A 17,056-nucleotide genomic window follows, 5' to 3' on the forward strand; every position below is an offset into this window, starting at 1 on the left:
CGACTGCGGTCGCGCGAGCGCGGGGCAGACGTGCCGAGCGACCGCAGACACGGCGGCAGCAGGCGCGCGTCGTGCGATGCCGCCGGGACATGGGAGAATTGGCGCACAATGTCACCACGAGCTCTGAAGGCCCTCGAGCCCGCCGCGACCGATCCGGCGTCCATCCGCAATTTCTGCATCATCGCCCACATCGACCACGGCAAGTCGACGCTGGCCGATCGGATGCTCCAGATCACCGGCGTGGTCAGCGACCGCGACATGCGTGCCCAGTACCTGGACCGCATGGACATCGAGCGCGAGCGCGGCATCACCATCAAGAGCCAGGCGGTGCGGATGCCGTGGCAGGTGGACTCCGGCACCTACGCCCTGAACATGATCGACACCCCCGGTCACGTCGACTTCACGTATGAAGTGTCCCGTTCGCTCGCCGCGTGCGAGGGCGCCATCCTGCTGGTGGACGCCGCGCAGGGCATCGAAGCCCAGACGCTCGCGAACCTGTACCTGGCGCTCGAGAACGACCTGACCGTCATCCCGGTGCTCAACAAGATCGACCTTCCTGCGGCCGACCCCGAGAAGTACGCGGCCGAGCTCGCCTCGCTCATCGGCGGCAAGCCGGAGGACGTCCTGCGCGTGTCGGGCAAGACAGGGATGGGCGTCGAAGAACTCCTCGACCGCGTCGTCGAACTCATCCCGGCTCCGGTCGGCGACGCCAAGGCGCCTGCGCGCGCGATGATCTTCGACTCCGTCTACGACAGCTACCGCGGCGTCGTGACCTACGTGCGAATGGTCGACGGCCACCTCTCGCCCCGCGAGCGCATCCAGATGATGTCGACCAGGGCCACCCACGAGATTCTCGAGATCGGCGTCAGCTCACCGGAACCGACGCCCAGCAAGGGTCTCGGCGTCGGCGAGGTCGGGTACCTCATCACCGGTGTGAAGGATGTGCGCCAGTCGAAGGTCGGTGACACCATCACGACGGCGTCGAAGCCCGCGACGCAGGCGCTCCCCGGGTACACCGAGCCCAAGCCGATGGTCTTCTCCGGCCTGTACCCGATCGATGGAAGCGACTACCCCGAGCTGCGCGAGGCCCTCGACAAGCTGAAACTGTCGGATGCGGCCCTCGTGTACGAACCGGAGACCTCGGTGGCGCTCGGATTCGGATTCCGCTGCGGGTTCCTCGGGCTGCTCCACCTCGAGATCGTGACCGAGCGACTCGAGCGCGAGTTCGGCCTCGACCTCATCACCACGGCGCCCAGCGTGATCTACGAGGTCACGACCGAAGACAAGAAGACGATCACCGTCACCAACCCGAGCGAGTTCCCCGGCGGCAAGATCGCCAAGGTCGAGGAGCCGATGGTGAAGGCGGCGATCCTCGCGCCCAAGGACTATGTCGGCGTCATCATGGAGCTCTGCCAGAGCCGCCGCGGCGCGCTCCTGGGCATGGAGTACCTCGGTGAGGACCGCGTGGAGATCCGGTACACGATGCCGCTCGGCGAGATCGTGTTCGACTTCTTCGACCAGCTGAAGAGCAGGACCGCAGGGTACGCATCCCTCGACTACGAGCCGGCCGGCGAGCAGGAGGCCGACCTCGTGAAGGTCGACATCCTGCTTCAGGGCGAGCAGGTGGATGCATTCAGCGCCATCGTCCACCGCGACAAGGCGTACGCCTACGGCGTGCTGATGACCGGCCGCCTCCGTGAGCTGATCCCGCGCCAGCAGTTCGAGGTGCCCATCCAGGCTGCGATCGGCGCACGGATCATCGCGCGCGAGAGCATCCGGGCGATGCGTAAGGATGTGCTGGCCAAGTGCTACGGCGGTGACATCACCCGCAAGCGCAAGCTCCTCGAGAAGCAGAAAGAGGGCAAGAAGCGCATGAAGATGGTGGGTCGCGTCGAGGTCCCGCAGGAGGCCTTCATCGCGGCGCTCAGCGGCGACGTCGAGAAGAAGGACAAGAAGTAGGTCGCGATCGCATCCGGTTGACCGACCGACGGGCGCCACTCGCCCGAGACTCTCGTAAAGTTGACGCATGCGCCGCTCCACGTTCACCGACCAGCCCGTCACGTACGGCGCGGTGGGCGGAACACAGGCTCCCGATCTCCTCTATTACCCGCCGAAGGGCTACCGCCCGCTGATCCGCGAGGCTCGGCTCGGCAGCGGCGAGGAGCGGTTCCAGGCGGCGGCCGCCTCGCTCATGACCTGGGGTGTGCAGCGGGGGAGCGGCATCAAGGTCACGGATGCTCGCGAGGGCACCGGCGTGCAGTACGAGGGCGTGATCTTCAACCCGGACGGGAGCCCTGCCAAGCTGCAGGAGCACCGTCAGTCCGAGGCGGTCTTCGCCGAGGACGGCTCGCCGTACATCGTCAATGGGATGACCGCCGTCCTGAAGATCCCGTTCTGGCCGATCCACGTGTCGGCGCCCGTGCGCGTCGTGTATGTGATCGACGAGCAGAACCGGGTCGGTTTCGCCTACGGGACTCTCCACGGCCATCCGGAGAGCGGCGAGGAGGCGTTCATCGTCGAGCAGCGGGACGACGGTTCGGTCTGGCTCGTCGTGCGCGCGCTGGGGCGGCCGGCGAACGGTTTCTACCGCGCGACGTATCCCATTCTCCGACTCGTGCAGCGGCACTACACGAACAAGTACATGCGTTCGCTCCTGCCGGCCAGGGCGGCGTAGCGGATGCCAAGCGCTCTTCCGCTGGGCGACCCGGCGCCGGCCGACGGCGTGCTGCCCGCTTCTGCCTCGGTGGACGGGGAGTCCCGCAACTTCGGCGTCTACCTGCACGTCCCCTTCTGCCGCGTGCGCTGCGGCTACTGCGACTTCAACACCTATACCGCGACGGAGCTGCGCGGGGTCTCCCAGAGCGATTACGCGGGCCACGCCGTCCACGAGGTCGCGTTCGCCCGTCGCGCGCTCGATGGAAGCGGCATCCCCTCGCGCTCGGTCTCGACCGTGTTCTTCGGCGGCGGCACCCCGACGATGCTCCCGTCGACCGACCTCACGTCCATGCTGCACGCGGTGCGCGATGCCTGGGGCCTCGAACCGGATGCGGAGATCACGACCGAGGCGAACCCGGATTCGGTCGACGCCGACTATCTGCGCCGTCTCGCGGACGGCGGCTTCACTCGCGTGTCGTTCGGGATGCAGTCCGCGGTTCCCCACGTTCTGGCAACCCTGGAGCGCACCCACGACCCGGAGCGCGTCCCTCTGGTGGTGGAGTGGGCGCGCGACGCCGGGCTGCAGGTCAGCCTCGACCTCATCTACGGAACGCCGGGGGAGTCCCTCGACGACTGGAAGCGCTCACTCGACTCCGCGATCGCCTGCCGTCCTGACCATCTCTCCGCCTACGCGCTGATCGTCGAACCCGGCACGAAGCTCGCGCGGCAGATCCGGTCGGGTGTCGTGGCCGAGCCAGATGACGACCTCGAGGCCGACATGTACGAAGCGGCGGATGCGCGGCTCGCGGCGGCCGGCTACGGCTGGTACGAGGTAAGCAACTGGGCGACGGATGATGCCCACCGGTCGCGGCACAACCTCGCTTACTGGCAGGGGCACGACTGGTGGGGCGTCGGCCCCGGCGCCCACAGCCACGTCGGCGGAGTGCGCTGGTGGAACGTGAAGCATCCGTCCGCGTATGCGGGGCGGATGGCGGCGGATGAGTCTCCCGCAGCCGGTCGCGAGACCCTCGACGCAGAAACCAGGCGTGTCGAGCGGGTGCTGCTGCTCACGCGCATCCGCGACGGATTGGCGACAAGCGAACTCGACCCCGCTGGTCGCCTGCAGGTCGCCGGCCTCATCGCGGACGAACTCATCGACGCGAAAGCCGCCCTGCGCGGATCAGTCGAGCTGACCCTGCGAGGGCGGCTTCTGGCCGACGCTGTCGTGCGCCGGCTGCTCACGTCGAGCTAGCTGACGAAGCGGATCGCGATCGGGTAGACGTAGGGCTGGCCGGCATTGGCCTTCACCGCGGCGATGATGCTGAACACGATGTTCACCACCCAGACCGCGAGCAGGATGAGCAGGCCGATCCCCACGACCAGCAGAACCCAGCCGACCACGTACGCGATCGCGAGCGTTATCTGGAAATTGAGTGCGGTGGCCGTGTGCTCCCGCACGAACGGTCCGCGATCCTTGAGGACGAGGTAGCCGATCAGGGCGGGGATGAAGTTGAAGAAGATACCGCCGATGTGGACCAGGGTCGCCCACAGCCGCTCGTCGGCCGGGTTCATCTGCGGCGTCGGCTGGTAAGGCTGGGCCGGAGGGGGCGTTGCGTCAGACATCATTACTCCTTGGGTGCCCGGGTGGGCGCTCGATTGACAGCCCCCACCCTAGGACACACCGTCGTCGCAGCCGCGGAAGGCGGCGGCTACTTGATGAAACGGAAGTTGAACGGATAACGGTAGGTACCGCCGCCGTTGACCCGCACGAAGCCCAGGATCGAGAACACGAGGTTCACGATGTAGAGCACCCACGGGATGAGGAGCGAGAACACGAAGGAGATCGGCCAGGCAGGCGTCGCCAGCAGGATCGACCCGAGGATCACCGACACGAGCCAGGCGAGGATCCACGTGATCTGCCAGTTGAGCGCCTCCTTGGATTCCTGACGGGTCAGCGCGCCCCGGTCCTTGAAGACCAGGAAGATGATCAGCGAAGGAAGGAACCAGAGGATTCCGCCGAGGTGGGCGAAGGAGGCCCACTGCTTGTCCTCGGCGGCCGTGAGCGGTGCACCTGGCACGGGCGCCGGCGCGGCGTACGGCTGCTGGGGCGGGACCCCGGCCTGCTGGGGCGGGACGTTCGAGTACGGCTGCTGCGGCGGTACCGGCTGCTGCGGTGGAACCGGCTGCTGCGGTGGGATTCCCGAGCCTGTCGGGTCGACGGGCGGCTGGTTGGGGTCGGTCATGATCGGTGCCTTTCATTCCAGTGGAACTAACGGACCTGCTCGGTAGGCGCGTGCACCTTTCGATGTGATCGATCCGGGCGATCGTGCGAACTCATGCATAAGTTACTGCCGTGAAACTGCCGCGTGCAATGATTCGTTGGCGTGTCGACGCGATATGATTAGCACTCAGGCTAAACGAGTGCTAACAGGTCGGTGTCAGGGAGGCGACGAGAAGATGGTGTCGGATCGGAGCCTCGAGGTTCTCCGCGTGATCGTGCAGGACTATGTCGCCTCACGCGAGCCCGTCGGTTCGAAGAGCATCGTCGAGCGCCACGCGTTCGGAGTGTCTGCGGCGACCATCCGCAACGACATGGCGGCCCTCGAAGACGAGGAGCTGATCGCGGCGCCTCACACGTCGTCCGGCCGTGTTCCGACCGACAAGGGCTACCGCGTCTTCGTCGACCAGCTCGCCGATCTCAAGCCCCTCACCCACGCGCAGCGCCAGGCGATCGAGGTCTTCCTCGGGCAGTCCGTCGACCTCGACGACGTGCTCGCACGCACGGTCCGCCTCCTCTCGCAGCTCACGCACCAGGTCGCGTTGGTGCAGTATCCGTCGGTCTCGCGCTCCCGCATCCGGCACATCGAGTTCGTGACTCTTGCACCGCAGCGTCTGCTGAGCGTGCTGATCACCGATTCGGGCGCCGTGGAGCAGCGCGTGATCGAGGTTCCGCAGGAACTGGACGACCAGCGCATCGCGCAGGTGCGCGCATCCGTGAATGCGGCGACCGCAGGGCTTTCCCTCGCCGAAGCCGCCACGCGCCTCCGCGCCCTCGCAGAGGATGAGTCGGAGCCGGGACATGCCGTGATCGTCCCGGTGGCGCGCACGCTCGTGGAGCAGATCGAGGCCAACCGCCAGGACAAGCTGCTGATGGCGGGCGCTGCGAACCTGGTGCGCACCGAACACGATTTCACCGGAAGCATCTATCCGGTGCTGGAGGCGATCGAGGAGCAGGTCATCCTGCTCCGGCTGTTCGGTGAGATGGCGACCGACCAGCACGGCGTCTCCGTCTCGATCGGCCGCGAGAACGCACCGTTCGGCCTCGCCGAGACGAGTGTGCTGACCAGCGGCTACACCTCTGCGACCTCCGGCATCGCCCGGCTGGGCGTGCTCGGCCCGACCCGCATGGACTATTCGAACAATATGGCGGCCGTCCGTGCCGTCGCCCGATACCTCTCCCGACTGCTCGGCGAGAACTAGCAATCGACAGTTAAGGAACTGCCTACGTGGCTGACCACTACGAAGTACTCGGCGTCGACCGCAACGCCACCCCCGATGAGATCAAGAAGGCATACCGCCGCCTCGCGCGCGAACTGCACCCCGATGTGAACCCGAGCCCCGAGGCATCGGAGCGGTTCAAGCTGGTCACCCACGCGTACGACGTGCTGAGCGACCCCCAGCAGCGGGAGCAGTACGACCTCGGGCCGCAGGCCGGCTTCCCCGGCGGCGCCGGCAACTTCGGCAACTTCGGCGACATCTTCGAGACGTTCTTCGGCGGTGGCGGAGGAGGCGGTCGCGGCCCCAAGTCGCGGCGTGAGCGCGGCCAGGATGCGCTGCTGCGCGTCGAGGTCGACCTCGACGAGGTCATCTTCGGCACGCACCGCGACCTCGAGGTCGACACGGCGATCGTCTGCGAGACCTGCAACGGCTCCTGCTGCCAGCCGGGTACCGCCCCGGTCACCTGCGACATCTGCCACGGCACCGGGAGCATCCAGCGCTCCGTCCGCTCGCTCCTCGGCAACGTGATGACGTCGAGCCCCTGCGGAACGTGCCGCGGGTTCGGCACCGTCATCGTGACGCCGTGCGTGACCTGCCAGGGCCAGGGTCGCGTGCGCGCGCGCCGCACGGTGCCCGTCGACATCCCCGCCGGTGTCGACACCGGCCTGCGCCTGCAGATGCCGGGCAGCGGCGAGGCCGGCCCCGCCGGCGGACCGAACGGCGACCTGTACCTCGAGATCAAAGTGAAGCACCACGATGTCTTCAGCCGCGACGGTGACGACCTCCTCTGCACCCTCGAAGTGGCGATGACGGATGCGATCCTCGGCACGCACGCGAAGGTCCGGGCTCTCGATGGCGACATCGAGATCGAACTGAAGGCCGGCGTCCAGAGCGCAGACATCATCACGGTGAAGGATCGCGGGATCACGCACCTCCGTGGCAGCGGACGCGGCGACCTGCGGGTCGGCATCCAGGTCGTCACCCCGACGAAGCTCGACCACAAGGAGCGGGAGTTGATCAAACAGTTCGCATCCACGCACAAGCAGGAGGCGCCGGGCCTGGCCCGGTTCCAGCAGGGGTTGTTCGCGAAGCTCCGCGACCGTTTCCTCAACGTCTGAGCGCGGCGTGAGCTCCCTCTACCTGCGCGAGGACCTCGTGTCGACGTCGGTCGGCGAGCGGTTGTCGATCGTCGGCGCCGAGGCGAAACACGCGGCGACGGTGAACCGCACGCGACCGGGCGAAACGGTGACGATCGGGAACGGGCGCGGGCTGATGGCGACGGGGTCGGTGATCGCGGCGACGCCATCCGAGCTCACGATCGAGGTGGGTTCGGTCTCGCGGCTCGAGCGGCCCACTCCACTGCTCTCCCTTGCCCAGGCGCTCGCCAAAGGCGATCGCGACGAACTCGCGGTGCAGGCTTCCACGGAGCTCGGGATCGACGAGGTGCTCCCGTGGGCGGCCGAACGGTCTGTCTCGCGCTGGGACGGACCCAAGGTGGCGAAAGGCCGGGAACGCTGGAGCGCGATCGCGCGCGAGGCGGCCAAGCAGTCCATCCGCTCCTGGGTTCCCGAGGTCGGGGAGCTGGTGACGTCGAAGCAGCTCCCGGCACTGGCGAAGACGGTGCGGATGCTCGTCCTCGAGCCGACCGCGGAGGTGCCGCTCACCTCGGTCCGCCCGGACGGACGGGACATCGTCGTCGTCGTCGGTCCCGAGGGCGGCCTCTCCCAGGCCGAGCTCACCCGCTTCGCCGACGCCGGTGCCGAACTCGTGCGGCTCGGGGACACCGTGCTGAGGACGTCGACCGCCGGTCCTGCATCCATCGCAGTCCTGAACGCGGTGCTCGGTCGCTGGTGAACCCCTCGGTCTCACGCGCAGAGCCCTTAAGATAGACGTATGGCAACGGACGAGCGATCGATCTTCACGCGCATCATCGCGGGCGAGATCCCGGCCGACATCGTGTTCGACAACGAGCACATCATCGCCTTCCGTGACATCGCCCCCAAGGCGCCGGTGCACCTGCTGGTCGTGCCCAAGACGGAGCGATACCGCGACGTCGTCGAGCTCGCGGCGGGCGACCCGGGCCTTCTCGCCGAACTGGTCGCGACCGCGAACACCCTGGCCGAGGAGCACACCAACGGCGAGTTCCGTCTCGTGTTCAACACCGGCGCGAGCGCCGGCCAGACGATCTTCCACGTGCACGCACACATGCTCGGCGGACAGCTCGAGGAAGGAACCCTTGCCCAGTAGCGACTTCCCGTCCCCCGAAGGCCAGGCCGAAGCGCGCCTGCACATCGACGGTGTCGCCATGGTGCGCCTTCTCGGCCCCCAGGACCGACTGCTGACGACGATCGAACGCCAGTACCCGATGGTCAGCGTGCACGTGCGAGGCAACGAGATCACCCTTTCCGGCGACCCCGCACAGGTGGACGCTTCCCGACGACTCATGGAGGAACTACTCGTCATGGTGAAGAACGGCCAGGAGATCAGCCCGGCAGAGGTCACGAGTTCGGCGAAGATGCTGAGCACCGACCTCAATCTCAGCCCGGCGGATGTGCTGAGCCAGGCCATCCTGACGGCGCGCGGCAAGAGCATCCGGCCGAAGACCCTCGGGCAGAAGCAGTACGTCGACGCGATCGATCACAACACGATCGTCTTCGGCATCGGGCCTGCGGGTACCGGCAAGACGTATCTCGCGATGGCGAAGGCGGTCCAGGCGCTGCAGCGCAAGGAGGTCAGCCGCATCATCCTGACCCGTCCGGCTGTGGAGGCCGGCGAGCGACTGGGCTACCTGCCCGGCACACTCACCGACAAGATCGACCCGTATCTCCGGCCGCTCTACGATGCGCTCAACGAGATGATGGACCCTGAGCTCGTGCCGAAACTGCTGGCCGCCGGCACCATCGAGGTCGCGCCTCTCGCATACATGCGCGGCCGCACGCTGAACGACTCGTTCATCGTCCTCGACGAGGCGCAGAACACCACTCCCGAGCAGATGAAGATGTTCCTCACCCGGCTCGGTTTCGGTTCGCGCATGGTCGTGACCGGCGACATCACCCAAGTCGACCTGCCGACGGCCGCGAGTGGGCTGCGGCTCGTGACGCGTGTGCTCAAAGACATCGACGACATCCATTTCTCCCGACTGACCAGCGACGACGTCGTGCGGCACACCCTCGTCGGCCGCATCGTCGACGCGTACACCGTCTACGACGAGCAGAAGCAGGCGCTGCACTACGAACGCGAGCAGGCATCAGAATTCGCCAATCGTGCGGAACGCCGCTCCGGCATCCCACGCGACCGCCTTCCCAAGAGACGATAAGGGTCATTTCGTGAGCATCGAAGTCAACAACGAATCAGCGATCCCGGTCGACGAGGCGGCGCTGCAGAGATTGTCCGCGTACGCGCTCGAGGCGATGCACGTGCATCCGGATGCGGAACTCGCGATCGTGCTCGTCGACGAGGCGGCGATGGAACAGCTCCACGTGCAGTGGATGGACGAGCCCGGCCCGACGGACGTGCTCAGCTTTCCGATGGACGAGCTGCGCCCGGGCACCGAAGACCAGCCCACCCCGGCCGGTCTGCTCGGCGACATCGTGCTCTGCCCGCAGGTCGCGCAGGCTCAGGCGGAGACCGCCGGCCACAGCATGATGGAAGAGCTACTGCTCCTGACGACGCACGGCATCCTCCACCTGCTCGGATTCGATCACGCGGAGCCGGAGGAGGAGAAGGAGATGTTCGGCATCCAGCGCGACATCCTCGTCGGCTTCTCGATGCACGAACGACGACGATAGGGGCGCGTATGCTCGTCGCTGTCTTCTTCATCGTCGCCTTCCTGCTCGTGGCGTTCGGTGGCCTCATGGCTGCGGTCGACGCGGCGATCTCGGTGCAGTCGCGGGCGGATATCGCCGATCTCGCAGAAGGATCCCGGTCGAAGCGGTCGCTCCTGGCGATCGCGGCCGACCCCGGTGCGCACTTCAACGCGATCAACTTCATGCGCATCATCGCCGAGACCACGGCGGCGGTGCTGGTGACGCTGGCTTTCGCCATGATCTTCGAACAGTGGTGGCTGACGCTGCTGCTCGCAGCGCTCATCATGACGGGTGTCTCCTTCGTGCTTGTCGGCGCCAGCCCGCGCAGCGTCGGTCGTGCCAATGCGAAGATACTGCTGCGTCTGACGGCGCCACTCGTGCATTTCATCCGCGTCCTGCTCGGCCCGATCGCCAACGGGCTCGTCGCGCTCGGCAACCGCGTGACCCCGGGCCGGGCACGCACGGCCACGGTCGCGTCCGAGGAACAGCTGCTCAGTATCGTCGACGAGGCGACCGAACTCGACGTGCTCGAAGAAGACGATCGGGAGCTCATCCATTCGATCTTCGAGTTCAACGAGACGGTCGTACGAGAGGTGATGATCCCGCGCACCGACATGGTCACCATCGACACCACGGCGGGCCTCGGAAACGCGATGGGCCTGTTTCTCAGCAAGGGCGTATCCCGGGTTCCCGTCATCGACGGTGATCCGGACGAGGTCGTGGGAGTGCTCTATCTGCGCGATGTCGCGAAGCTCAGCTTCGAGAGCCCCCTGGGCGTCGACGACGTGACGATGGGTGAGCTCGCGCGCCCCGCGCTCTTCGTGCCCGAGTCGAAGAAGGCCGACCAGCTGCTGCGCCAGATGCAGCTCGAATCGAATCACCTCGCGATGGTCGTGGACGAGTACGGCGGCATCGCGGGCCTCGTGACCCTCGAGGACCTGATCGAGGAACTGGTCGGCGACATCTCAGACGAGTACGACAGGGAGGTCGAGCTCGTCGAGGAGGTCGGTGAGGGGCGTTACCGCGTCAGTGCGCGCCTTCCGGTCGACGAACTCGGCGAGCTGTTCGGGCTCGAGCTCGACGATGAGGATGTGGACACGGTCGGCGGACTGTTCGCAAAGGCGCTCGGACGGCTTCCCGGGCCCGGTGCCGTGGTCACGACGAGCGGACTGCACTTCACGGCCGACCGCACCGAGGGCCGACGCAAACGACTCAGCACCGTGCTCGTCGAGCGCGATGCGGCACTGATCAACGCGCAGGATGCGCTCATGAAGGAGAACGAAACATGAACGACTACCATGCGGGATTCGTCTCCTTCGTCGGACGTCCCAACGTCGGCAAGTCGACGCTCACCAACGCACTCGTCGGCGAGAAGGTCGCCATCACCAGTTCGAAGCCCCAGACGACCCGTCGCGCCATCCGCGGGATCGTGCACCAGAAGAACGGCCAGCTGATCCTGGTGGACACCCCGGGCATCCACCGGCCGCGCACCCTCCTCGGCGAGCGGCTCAACTCGCTCGTCCAGTCGACACTCGGAGACGTCGACGTCATCGGGATGTGTGTCCCTGCGAACGAGAAGATCGGCCCGGGCGACCGCTTCATCAACGACCAGCTCGACGAGTATCCGCGCGCGAAGAAGGTCGCGATCGTCACGAAGATCGACACGGCCAGCCGCACTGCGACGGCCGAGCAGCTGCTGGCCATCTCGGCGTTGCGCGAGTGGGAGGCGATCGTTCCGATCTCGGCGACCAGCCGCATCCAGCTCGACACGCTGACCGGTGAACTCGTCAGGCTGCTGCCGGTCTCACCGCCGCTCTACCCCGACGACGCCATCACCGACGAAGGTATCGAGGACCGCATCGCCGAGTACATCCGCGAAGCCGTGCTCGAAGGCGTCGACGACGAATTGCCGCACTCCCTCGCGGTCACGATCGACGACATCGTCGAACGCGACGACAAAGATCTCGTCGAGGTGTATGCGAACCTGTTCGTCGAGCGCGACAGCCAGAAGGCGATCATCATCGGCAAGGGCGGAAGCCGCATCCGCGACATCGGAGCCCAGGCCCGCCCGGCGATCGAGAAGCTCGTCGGCAAGCACGTCTTCCTGTCGATCCGGGTCAAGGTCGCCAAGGACTGGCAGCGCGACCCGAAACAGCTCGGACGCCTCGGCTTCTGACGAAACGTACATCTCGAGGATGAATTCGACCCGCTCGACGGGGCCAAACCGCACGATGGCCGCCGTCGGCACGTCCCGCGAGCCGTACGGTGGGAGGGTGTTCCACCGTTTCGTCGCGTTCCGCTGGGTGCTGGAGCCGGCAGTCGCCGTCGTGCTGCTCGTGTGCTGGCTCCTCTTCGGCTCGGTCGCAGAGGTGCAGAGCGCAGCGGCCGTCTCGTTCTTCTGCGGTGCGGTGGCGCTGTCGCGGATCGCGCCGGGCGTCGCGCTGGCCCTGGCATGGTGCGCGGCTCTGATCTCTCTTGTCGGGTCTTCGGTGCTGGCGTCGGCATCCGGCTGGATGGCGTACGCGGCTCTGCTCCTCACCCTCTTCGGTGTCGCGGCTCACGGAAAACGCGTCGTGCTCTGGCTGGCGCTCGCCAGTGCGCCGCTGCTCGGGTTCGCCGGAGCGATCGTGCTCGGGCGTCGGAACGCGGTCACCTTCCCGCATTTCGGTCCATCGATCGGCGGAATCTACGCAAGCGACGGTGTCGCGCTCCTCCTCACCTGGCTGGTGCTCAGCGCCGGACTCTGCACCGGCTGGTTCGTCGGCTACCTGGTAGCCCGTCAGCGCGTGAGCGAAGAGACGGCGGGCGCATCCGTGCTGGTCTGGCTCGCCCAGTCCGGTGGTGCGCCGCCCGGAGAGCCGGGCCAGGAGTCCGGGATGCTCGTCCGGCGCCTGACGACACGGCAGCTGCTCGCCGATGTGCTGATCGCTGTCGTCTTCGCCCTCGGTTGCGCAGTGGCAGGCGGAAGCGACCGCCCGTGGATCTTCGTCACGGTCGGCTTCACCGTCGCGGTGGCGCTTCGGCGGATGTCGCCGGCGGTCGCATTGGCGGTCGCCTGGTTCGCCGCGATCGTGCAGATGACCTCGGGGCTCGGCGTGCAGTTCAGCGACGTGGGCGTGCTGATCGTGCTCTATGCGACCGCGGCCTACGGCGACCGCATCGTCCGCTGGGCAGGCCTCGTCTCGGCCGGTGTGGGCGCTGCCGTCGCCGCCCTGTACCTTTCGGTGAGCGCGGCACTGGAAACGGGATATTTCGACCTGGTCTCCAGTCGGATCGCGTCCCTCGCGTTGCAGTTCGCCTTCCTGTTCGTCGTCTCGGCTACGGTCCTCGGACTCTCGTGGGTCCTCGGTCTGCTCATGCGCACCTGGAGGGCGGCCATCGCCAGCAGGCGGGCTCAGGCGGAGGCCGAGGTCGAGCGGCTACGCGCCGAGGAGGACGTGGTCGTCGAGCAGGAGCGCACGCGGATCGCCCGCGACATGCACGACGTGGTCGCCCATTCGCTCGCAGTGGTGATCGCGCAGGCCGACGGCGCGCGCTACGCGCGGACCAGCGATCCGGATGCTGTCGACGAGGCGCTGACCACCATCGCGGCCACTGCAAGGGAAGCACTCGGCGACGTCCGTCTGCTTCTCGGCGAGCTCCGGCACTCCGAGGCCGAAGGACCGCAGCCGGGCCTTGCAGACCTGGACCGCCTCGTCGATCAGCTCCGTGCATCCGGCCTTCCCGTCGAATTCGCGCGCACCGGGGAGGACGTGCAGCTCGGATCGGCGCATCAGATCGCTGTCTACCGCATCGTGCAGGAAGCCCTGACGAACGCGTTGCGCCACGGCGACACGACACGGACTGCCACCGTCGACATCGTCGGCGAATCGAACGGAGTGACGATCACAGTGACGAATGCCCTCAGGAACGCGGTGGCCGACGAGGGCCACCCGCAACGGGTCGGCCACGGGCTTCCGGGCATGCGCGAGCGGGCTGTACTGTCCGGCGGGTGGCTGAGCGCCGAGCCGAGAGACGATCGTTTCGTGGTGACGGCGTTCCTGCCTGCGCCCTCGGCCGTTCGGCAGGGAGGAGCCGCATGACCGGCGACCGCATCCGTGTCGCGCTCGTCGACGACCAAGCACTCTTCAGGGCGGGGATCCGGATGCTCGTGTCGTCGCAGCCGGATCTCGCGTTCGCAGGCGAGGCGGCGAACGGTCGCGAAGGCGTGTCCCTGGTGAGGGATGCGCGCCCCGACGTGGTGCTCATGGACATCCGGATGCCGGTGATGGACGGCATCGCCTCCACGGCTGCGATCATCGAGGCCGCCGATCGCGAAGGCTTCCGTCCGCCCAGGATCATCGTGCTGACGACGTTCGACCTCGATGAGGCCGCCGCGCGTGCCATCCGGGTGGGCGCCAGCGGCTTCGTGCTCAAGGACGCCGAACCCGAGTTCCTTCTCGCGGCGATCACGACCGTGCACGCGGGGAGTGCCGTGATCGCCGCGGGAGCCACGCGCGAACTCTTCCAGTTCTTCTCAGACGCCCAGCCCGAGAAGCGCCGCCCCGAGTCGTTCGGCTCGCTGACCTCCAGGGAGCGCGAGATCTTCATCCTCGCAGCGCGCGGGCTGAGCAATTCGGAGATCGCATCATCCGAGTACCTGAGCGAGGCGACAGTCAAGACTCACATCAGCCGGATTCTCGGAAAGCTGGGCCTGCGCGACCGCGTCCAGCTCGTCGTCTTCGCGTTCGAGCACGGGCTGACCTCCTGGGAATCATCCTGACGATGTAGGCCGTGTCGGTCCTGCGCCCGATTCGTTCGGCGGGTGCGCGACCGTAGCGTCGGAGCATGGATATCGAGAACACCGAAACCGGCCTCGTCGCGCGCGTCGCGAACGCCACCAAATCGTACGGAGCCGGAGCGGGGAGCGTGCACGCACTCGACGACGTCTCGATCGGTATCCGGGCGGGCCAGTTCACCGCGATCATGGGGCCGAGCGGGTCGGGCAAGTCGACGCTGATGCACGTGATGGCGGGGCTCGACTCAGTGAGCGCGGGACGCGTGTGGCTGGGCGACACAGAGATCACAGCGCTGGGGGATGCGCAGCTCACCGTCCTGCGCCGGCGTCGGGTCGGCTTCGTGTTCCAGTCGTTCAACCTCGTACCGACGCTCGACGTCTCCGGCAACATCCTGCTGCCCTTCGAATTGGATGGCCGCAAGCCCACCGCTGAAGAGCGTGCCTGGATCGACCATCTGATCGACTCCCTCGGTCTCGCCAACAGGCTCACCCACCGCCCGCACGAGCTGTCCGGCGGCCAGCAGCAGCGGGTGGCGATCGCGCGTGCGCTCGGGACGCGGCCGGATCTCATCTTCGCGGATGAGCCCACCGGCAACCTCGACTCGCGCACTGGACGCGAGGTGCTCGCCCTGCTCGCCGCGGCCAGCGTCAGCTACGGCCAGAGCATCGCGATGGTCACCCATGACCCGATCGCCGCGAGCTACGCGGACCGGATCATCTTCCTCGCGGACGGCCGGGTCGCCGACGAACGGACGCGATCGACCCCCGAAGAGATCTCGGCCTACATGCTCGGCATGGAGCAGCGGGCATGAGCGGCGCGATCACTGCTGTCCGAACGAACGGGCGCGAGCATCGGGCGAGCATCCTGGTCTCCGCCCTGAGCTCGGCATTCGGGGTCTCTCTGCTGGCTGCGACCGGGATACTCGCGACTTACGTCTCGCAGGATCGTGTCGGTCGGCACGGTGCTGTCCAGGTCGCGCTGTCGATCGTCGCCGGCGTCTTCATCGTGATCGCGGTGTACGTCGGTGCGATCGTAACGACGAACACGTTCGCGACGATCGTGGCCGGGCGCACGCGCACCATCGCACTCCTCCGGCTGATCGGTTCGAGTTCGCGTGCGCAGCGGCGAGCGGTGGCGGGCGAGGGGCTCGTCGTGGGCGTGATCGGAGCCGTCGGGGGAGCGGTCATCGGGGTCACCCTGACGATCGTCGCCGTGCGTATCTTCGTGGCGACGGGCACGTTGCCAGACCTCGCCTATCCGCTCGTCGAGCCCGCGTATTTCCTGCCCGTCGTCGTCGTAGTGCTCACGACCTGGCTCGCGTCGTGGGTCGGCAGCCGTCGCGTGCTCTCCGTGACACCGATCCAGGCGATCGGTGCCGCCCAGGAGCCGACAGGGGATGAGATCAGGCGCAAGCCGGTACGCAACGGCGTCGCCTTCGTTCTCATCGGCATCGGGCTCGTGCTCCTCGCCGGAGGCGTGCTCCTCGGCATCGTCAGTGCGCTCGGCGTCCTGGTCGGACTGGTCGGGGGAATCCTCTCCTTCACCGGGATCGTGCTCGCAGCGCACCTCTTCATGCCGTCTGTCCTGCGTGGCGTCGGGCTCCTGTTCGGTCGTTCGGCTCCGGCACGGCTCGCAGCTGCGAACGCCGTGCGCAACCCGGAGCGGAGCACGCGGACCACCATCGGGCTCGTGATCGGGGTCACCCTCATCACGATGTTCGTCGTCGCGTCGTCCTCGTACCAGCAGATGATCACACGCGCCGAGCAGACCGATCCTCAGCTGTACCAGGGTGTCGACAGCGTCCTCTCGGTGACGATGATCGTCTTCTCCGTGCTGGTCGGCTTCTCTGCTGTGATCGCCGCGATCGGCGTCGTCAACAACCTGTCCCTCAGCGTCCTTCAGCGCACCAGGGAACTCGGACTCCTCCGCGCCCTCGGGTTCAGCGCCGGGCAGGTGCGCAGGCTGATCCTCTCCGAAAGCGCCCAGCTGACCATCGCTGCCGTGCTCGCCGGGCTCGTCCTCGGTGTGCTGTACGGCTGGGTCGGGGCACAGTCGCTGCTCGGGTCGATCCCGGGCGGGGGGTTCGTGCCACCGGTCGTGCCGTGGGCGCTGCTCGTCTCCGCCGCAGTCGGGGCCGCGGGTCTGGCAGTCGTCGCATCCGTCGCGCCCACCCGGCGCGCCACCGGGGTGTCGCCTGTCGTGGCCCTCGCGGTCGACTGAAGGCTTTCTCAGACCTGAACGGCCCATTTGCACAGCCTTGACATCTCCTGCGAGCCGATAATGAGTCGGCACATCGATGAGAGGGGATGAGTTGGGCCC

17 protein-coding genes are annotated in these 17,056 nt (G+C 67.2%); 15 read left to right on the forward strand and 2 right to left on the reverse strand.

What is annotated here, in order from left to right; all coding sequences use genetic code 11:
- Window positions 1–108: 108 nt before the first annotated feature.
- From lepA to hemW, 3 genes are all read left to right on the forward strand, one after another.
- Complete coding sequence (gene lepA / locus AAYO93_RS08030; RefSeq protein ID WP_345764458.1) at window positions 109–1,959, forward strand: translation elongation factor 4; 1,851 nt, start codon at window positions 109–111, stop codon at window positions 1,957–1,959.
- 67 nt (window positions 1,960–2,026) lie between these two features.
- Window positions 2,027–2,674 (forward strand): DUF1990 family protein, encoded by a 648-nt coding sequence (locus AAYO93_RS08035; protein ID WP_345764459.1) that lies wholly within the window; start codon window positions 2,027–2,029, stop codon window positions 2,672–2,674.
- Between the two features lie 3 nt (window positions 2,675–2,677).
- Complete coding sequence (hemW, locus tag AAYO93_RS08040) at window positions 2,678–3,907, forward strand: radical SAM family heme chaperone HemW (RefSeq protein ID WP_345764460.1); 1,230 nt, start codon at window positions 2,678–2,680, stop codon at window positions 3,905–3,907.
- On the opposite strand, the gene AAYO93_RS08045 is transcribed toward hemW, so the two are convergent.
- On the reverse strand, window positions 3,904–4,278 hold the full coding sequence (locus tag AAYO93_RS08045) for a DUF4870 domain-containing protein (protein ID WP_345764461.1): 375 nt from the start codon (window positions 4,276–4,278) through the stop codon (window positions 3,904–3,906). The genes hemW and AAYO93_RS08045 overlap by 4 nt on opposite strands.
- Before the next feature lie 86 nt (window positions 4,279–4,364).
- Window positions 4,365–4,898, reverse strand: coding sequence for a DUF4870 domain-containing protein (locus tag AAYO93_RS08050; RefSeq protein ID WP_345764462.1), 534 nt, complete (start codon window positions 4,896–4,898; stop codon window positions 4,365–4,367).
- A gap of 214 nt (window positions 4,899–5,112) precedes the next feature.
- Between AAYO93_RS08050 and hrcA the strand changes: the two genes are divergently transcribed.
- The 12 genes from hrcA to AAYO93_RS08110 all read left to right on the forward strand — a co-directional run bounded on the left by hrcA (window position 5,113) and on the right by AAYO93_RS08110 (window position 16,957).
- The gene (gene hrcA, locus AAYO93_RS08055) at window positions 5,113–6,135 is read left to right on the forward strand and encodes a heat-inducible transcriptional repressor HrcA (RefSeq protein WP_345764463.1); all 1,023 of its coding nucleotides are present in this window, start codon (window positions 5,113–5,115) and stop codon (window positions 6,133–6,135) included.
- 26 nt (window positions 6,136–6,161) lie between these two features.
- Complete coding sequence (dnaJ, locus tag AAYO93_RS08060; RefSeq protein ID WP_345764464.1) at window positions 6,162–7,271, forward strand: molecular chaperone DnaJ; 1,110 nt, start codon at window positions 6,162–6,164, stop codon at window positions 7,269–7,271.
- Between the two features lie 7 nt (window positions 7,272–7,278).
- The gene (locus tag AAYO93_RS08065; protein ID WP_345764465.1) at window positions 7,279–8,007 is read left to right on the forward strand and encodes a 16S rRNA (uracil(1498)-N(3))-methyltransferase; all 729 of its coding nucleotides are present in this window, start codon (window positions 7,279–7,281) and stop codon (window positions 8,005–8,007) included.
- A 39-nt stretch (window positions 8,008–8,046) separates the two neighbouring features.
- Window positions 8,047–8,400, forward strand: coding sequence for a histidine triad nucleotide-binding protein (locus AAYO93_RS08070; RefSeq protein WP_345764466.1), 354 nt, complete (start codon window positions 8,047–8,049; stop codon window positions 8,398–8,400).
- Between the two features lie 58 nt (window positions 8,401–8,458).
- Window positions 8,459–9,469 carry a PhoH family protein gene (locus tag AAYO93_RS08075; protein WP_345764848.1) on the forward strand — a complete coding sequence of 337 codons (1,011 nt, stop codon included), beginning with the start codon at window positions 8,459–8,461 and terminating at the stop codon, window positions 9,467–9,469.
- A 10-nt stretch (window positions 9,470–9,479) separates the two neighbouring features.
- Window positions 9,480–9,941, forward strand: coding sequence for an rRNA maturation RNase YbeY (gene ybeY / locus AAYO93_RS08080; RefSeq protein ID WP_345764467.1), 462 nt, complete (start codon window positions 9,480–9,482; stop codon window positions 9,939–9,941).
- An 8-nt stretch (window positions 9,942–9,949) separates the two neighbouring features.
- Window positions 9,950–11,248, forward strand: coding sequence for a hemolysin family protein (locus AAYO93_RS08085; protein ID WP_345764468.1), 1,299 nt, complete (start codon window positions 9,950–9,952; stop codon window positions 11,246–11,248).
- Complete coding sequence (gene era, locus AAYO93_RS08090; protein ID WP_345764469.1) at window positions 11,245–12,135, forward strand: GTPase Era; 891 nt, start codon at window positions 11,245–11,247, stop codon at window positions 12,133–12,135. The genes AAYO93_RS08085 and era overlap by 4 nt, the downstream gene beginning before the upstream one ends.
- A gap of 97 nt (window positions 12,136–12,232) precedes the next feature.
- A complete protein-coding gene (locus AAYO93_RS08095; protein WP_345764470.1) occupies window positions 12,233–14,041 on the forward strand; it encodes a sensor histidine kinase in 1,809 nt (602 codons plus the stop codon).
- Window positions 14,038–14,721 carry a response regulator transcription factor gene (locus tag AAYO93_RS08100; protein WP_345764471.1) on the forward strand — a complete coding sequence of 228 codons (684 nt, stop codon included), beginning with the start codon at window positions 14,038–14,040 and terminating at the stop codon, window positions 14,719–14,721. The genes AAYO93_RS08095 and AAYO93_RS08100 overlap by 4 nt, the downstream gene beginning before the upstream one ends.
- A 65-nt stretch (window positions 14,722–14,786) precedes the next feature.
- Window positions 14,787–15,548, forward strand: a complete 762-nt coding sequence (locus AAYO93_RS08105; RefSeq protein WP_345764472.1) for an ABC transporter ATP-binding protein — start codon at window positions 14,787–14,789, stop codon at window positions 15,546–15,548.
- On the forward strand, window positions 15,545–16,957 hold the full coding sequence (locus AAYO93_RS08110) for an ABC transporter permease (RefSeq protein ID WP_345764473.1): 1,413 nt from the start codon (window positions 15,545–15,547) through the stop codon (window positions 16,955–16,957). Before AAYO93_RS08105 ends, AAYO93_RS08110 begins: the two co-directional genes overlap by 4 nt.
- Window positions 16,958–17,056 lie beyond the last annotated feature (99 nt).

It is taken from the genome of Diaminobutyricibacter sp. McL0608 (assembly GCF_039613825.1).
GTDB lineage: Bacteria > Actinomycetota > Actinomycetes > Actinomycetales > Microbacteriaceae > Diaminobutyricibacter.

What these genes read in the sequence shown, in the direction of transcription:
- lepA (WP_345764458.1), top strand. Translation starts at nt 109, where the DNA reads ATGTCACCACGAGCTCTGAAGGCCCTCGAGCCCGCCGCGACCGATCCG.
- AAYO93_RS08035 (WP_345764459.1), top strand. Translation starts at nt 2,027, where the DNA reads ATGCGCCGCTCCACGTTCACCGACCAGCCCGTCACGTACGGCGCGGTG.
- hemW (WP_345764460.1), top strand. Translation starts at nt 2,678, where the DNA reads ATGCCAAGCGCTCTTCCGCTGGGCGACCCGGCGCCGGCCGACGGCGTG.
- AAYO93_RS08045 (WP_345764461.1), bottom strand. Translation starts at nt 4,278, where the DNA reads ATGTCTGACGCAACGCCCCCTCCGGCCCAGCCTTACCAGCCGACGCCG.
- AAYO93_RS08050 (WP_345764462.1), bottom strand. Translation starts at nt 4,898, where the DNA reads ATGACCGACCCCAACCAGCCGCCCGTCGACCCGACAGGCTCGGGAATC.
- hrcA (WP_345764463.1), top strand. Translation starts at nt 5,113, where the DNA reads ATGGTGTCGGATCGGAGCCTCGAGGTTCTCCGCGTGATCGTGCAGGAC.
- AAYO93_RS08070 (WP_345764466.1), top strand. Translation starts at nt 8,047, where the DNA reads ATGGCAACGGACGAGCGATCGATCTTCACGCGCATCATCGCGGGCGAG.
- AAYO93_RS08075 (WP_345764848.1), top strand. Translation starts at nt 8,459, where the DNA reads ATGGTGCGCCTTCTCGGCCCCCAGGACCGACTGCTGACGACGATCGAA.
- AAYO93_RS08085 (WP_345764468.1), top strand. Translation starts at nt 9,950, where the DNA reads ATGCTCGTCGCTGTCTTCTTCATCGTCGCCTTCCTGCTCGTGGCGTTC.
- era (WP_345764469.1), top strand. Translation starts at nt 11,245, where the DNA reads ATGAACGACTACCATGCGGGATTCGTCTCCTTCGTCGGACGTCCCAAC.
- AAYO93_RS08100 (WP_345764471.1), top strand. Translation starts at nt 14,038, where the DNA reads ATGACCGGCGACCGCATCCGTGTCGCGCTCGTCGACGACCAAGCACTC.
- AAYO93_RS08105 (WP_345764472.1), top strand. Translation starts at nt 14,787, where the DNA reads ATGGATATCGAGAACACCGAAACCGGCCTCGTCGCGCGCGTCGCGAAC.
- AAYO93_RS08110 (WP_345764473.1), top strand. Translation starts at nt 15,545, where the DNA reads ATGAGCGGCGCGATCACTGCTGTCCGAACGAACGGGCGCGAGCATCGG.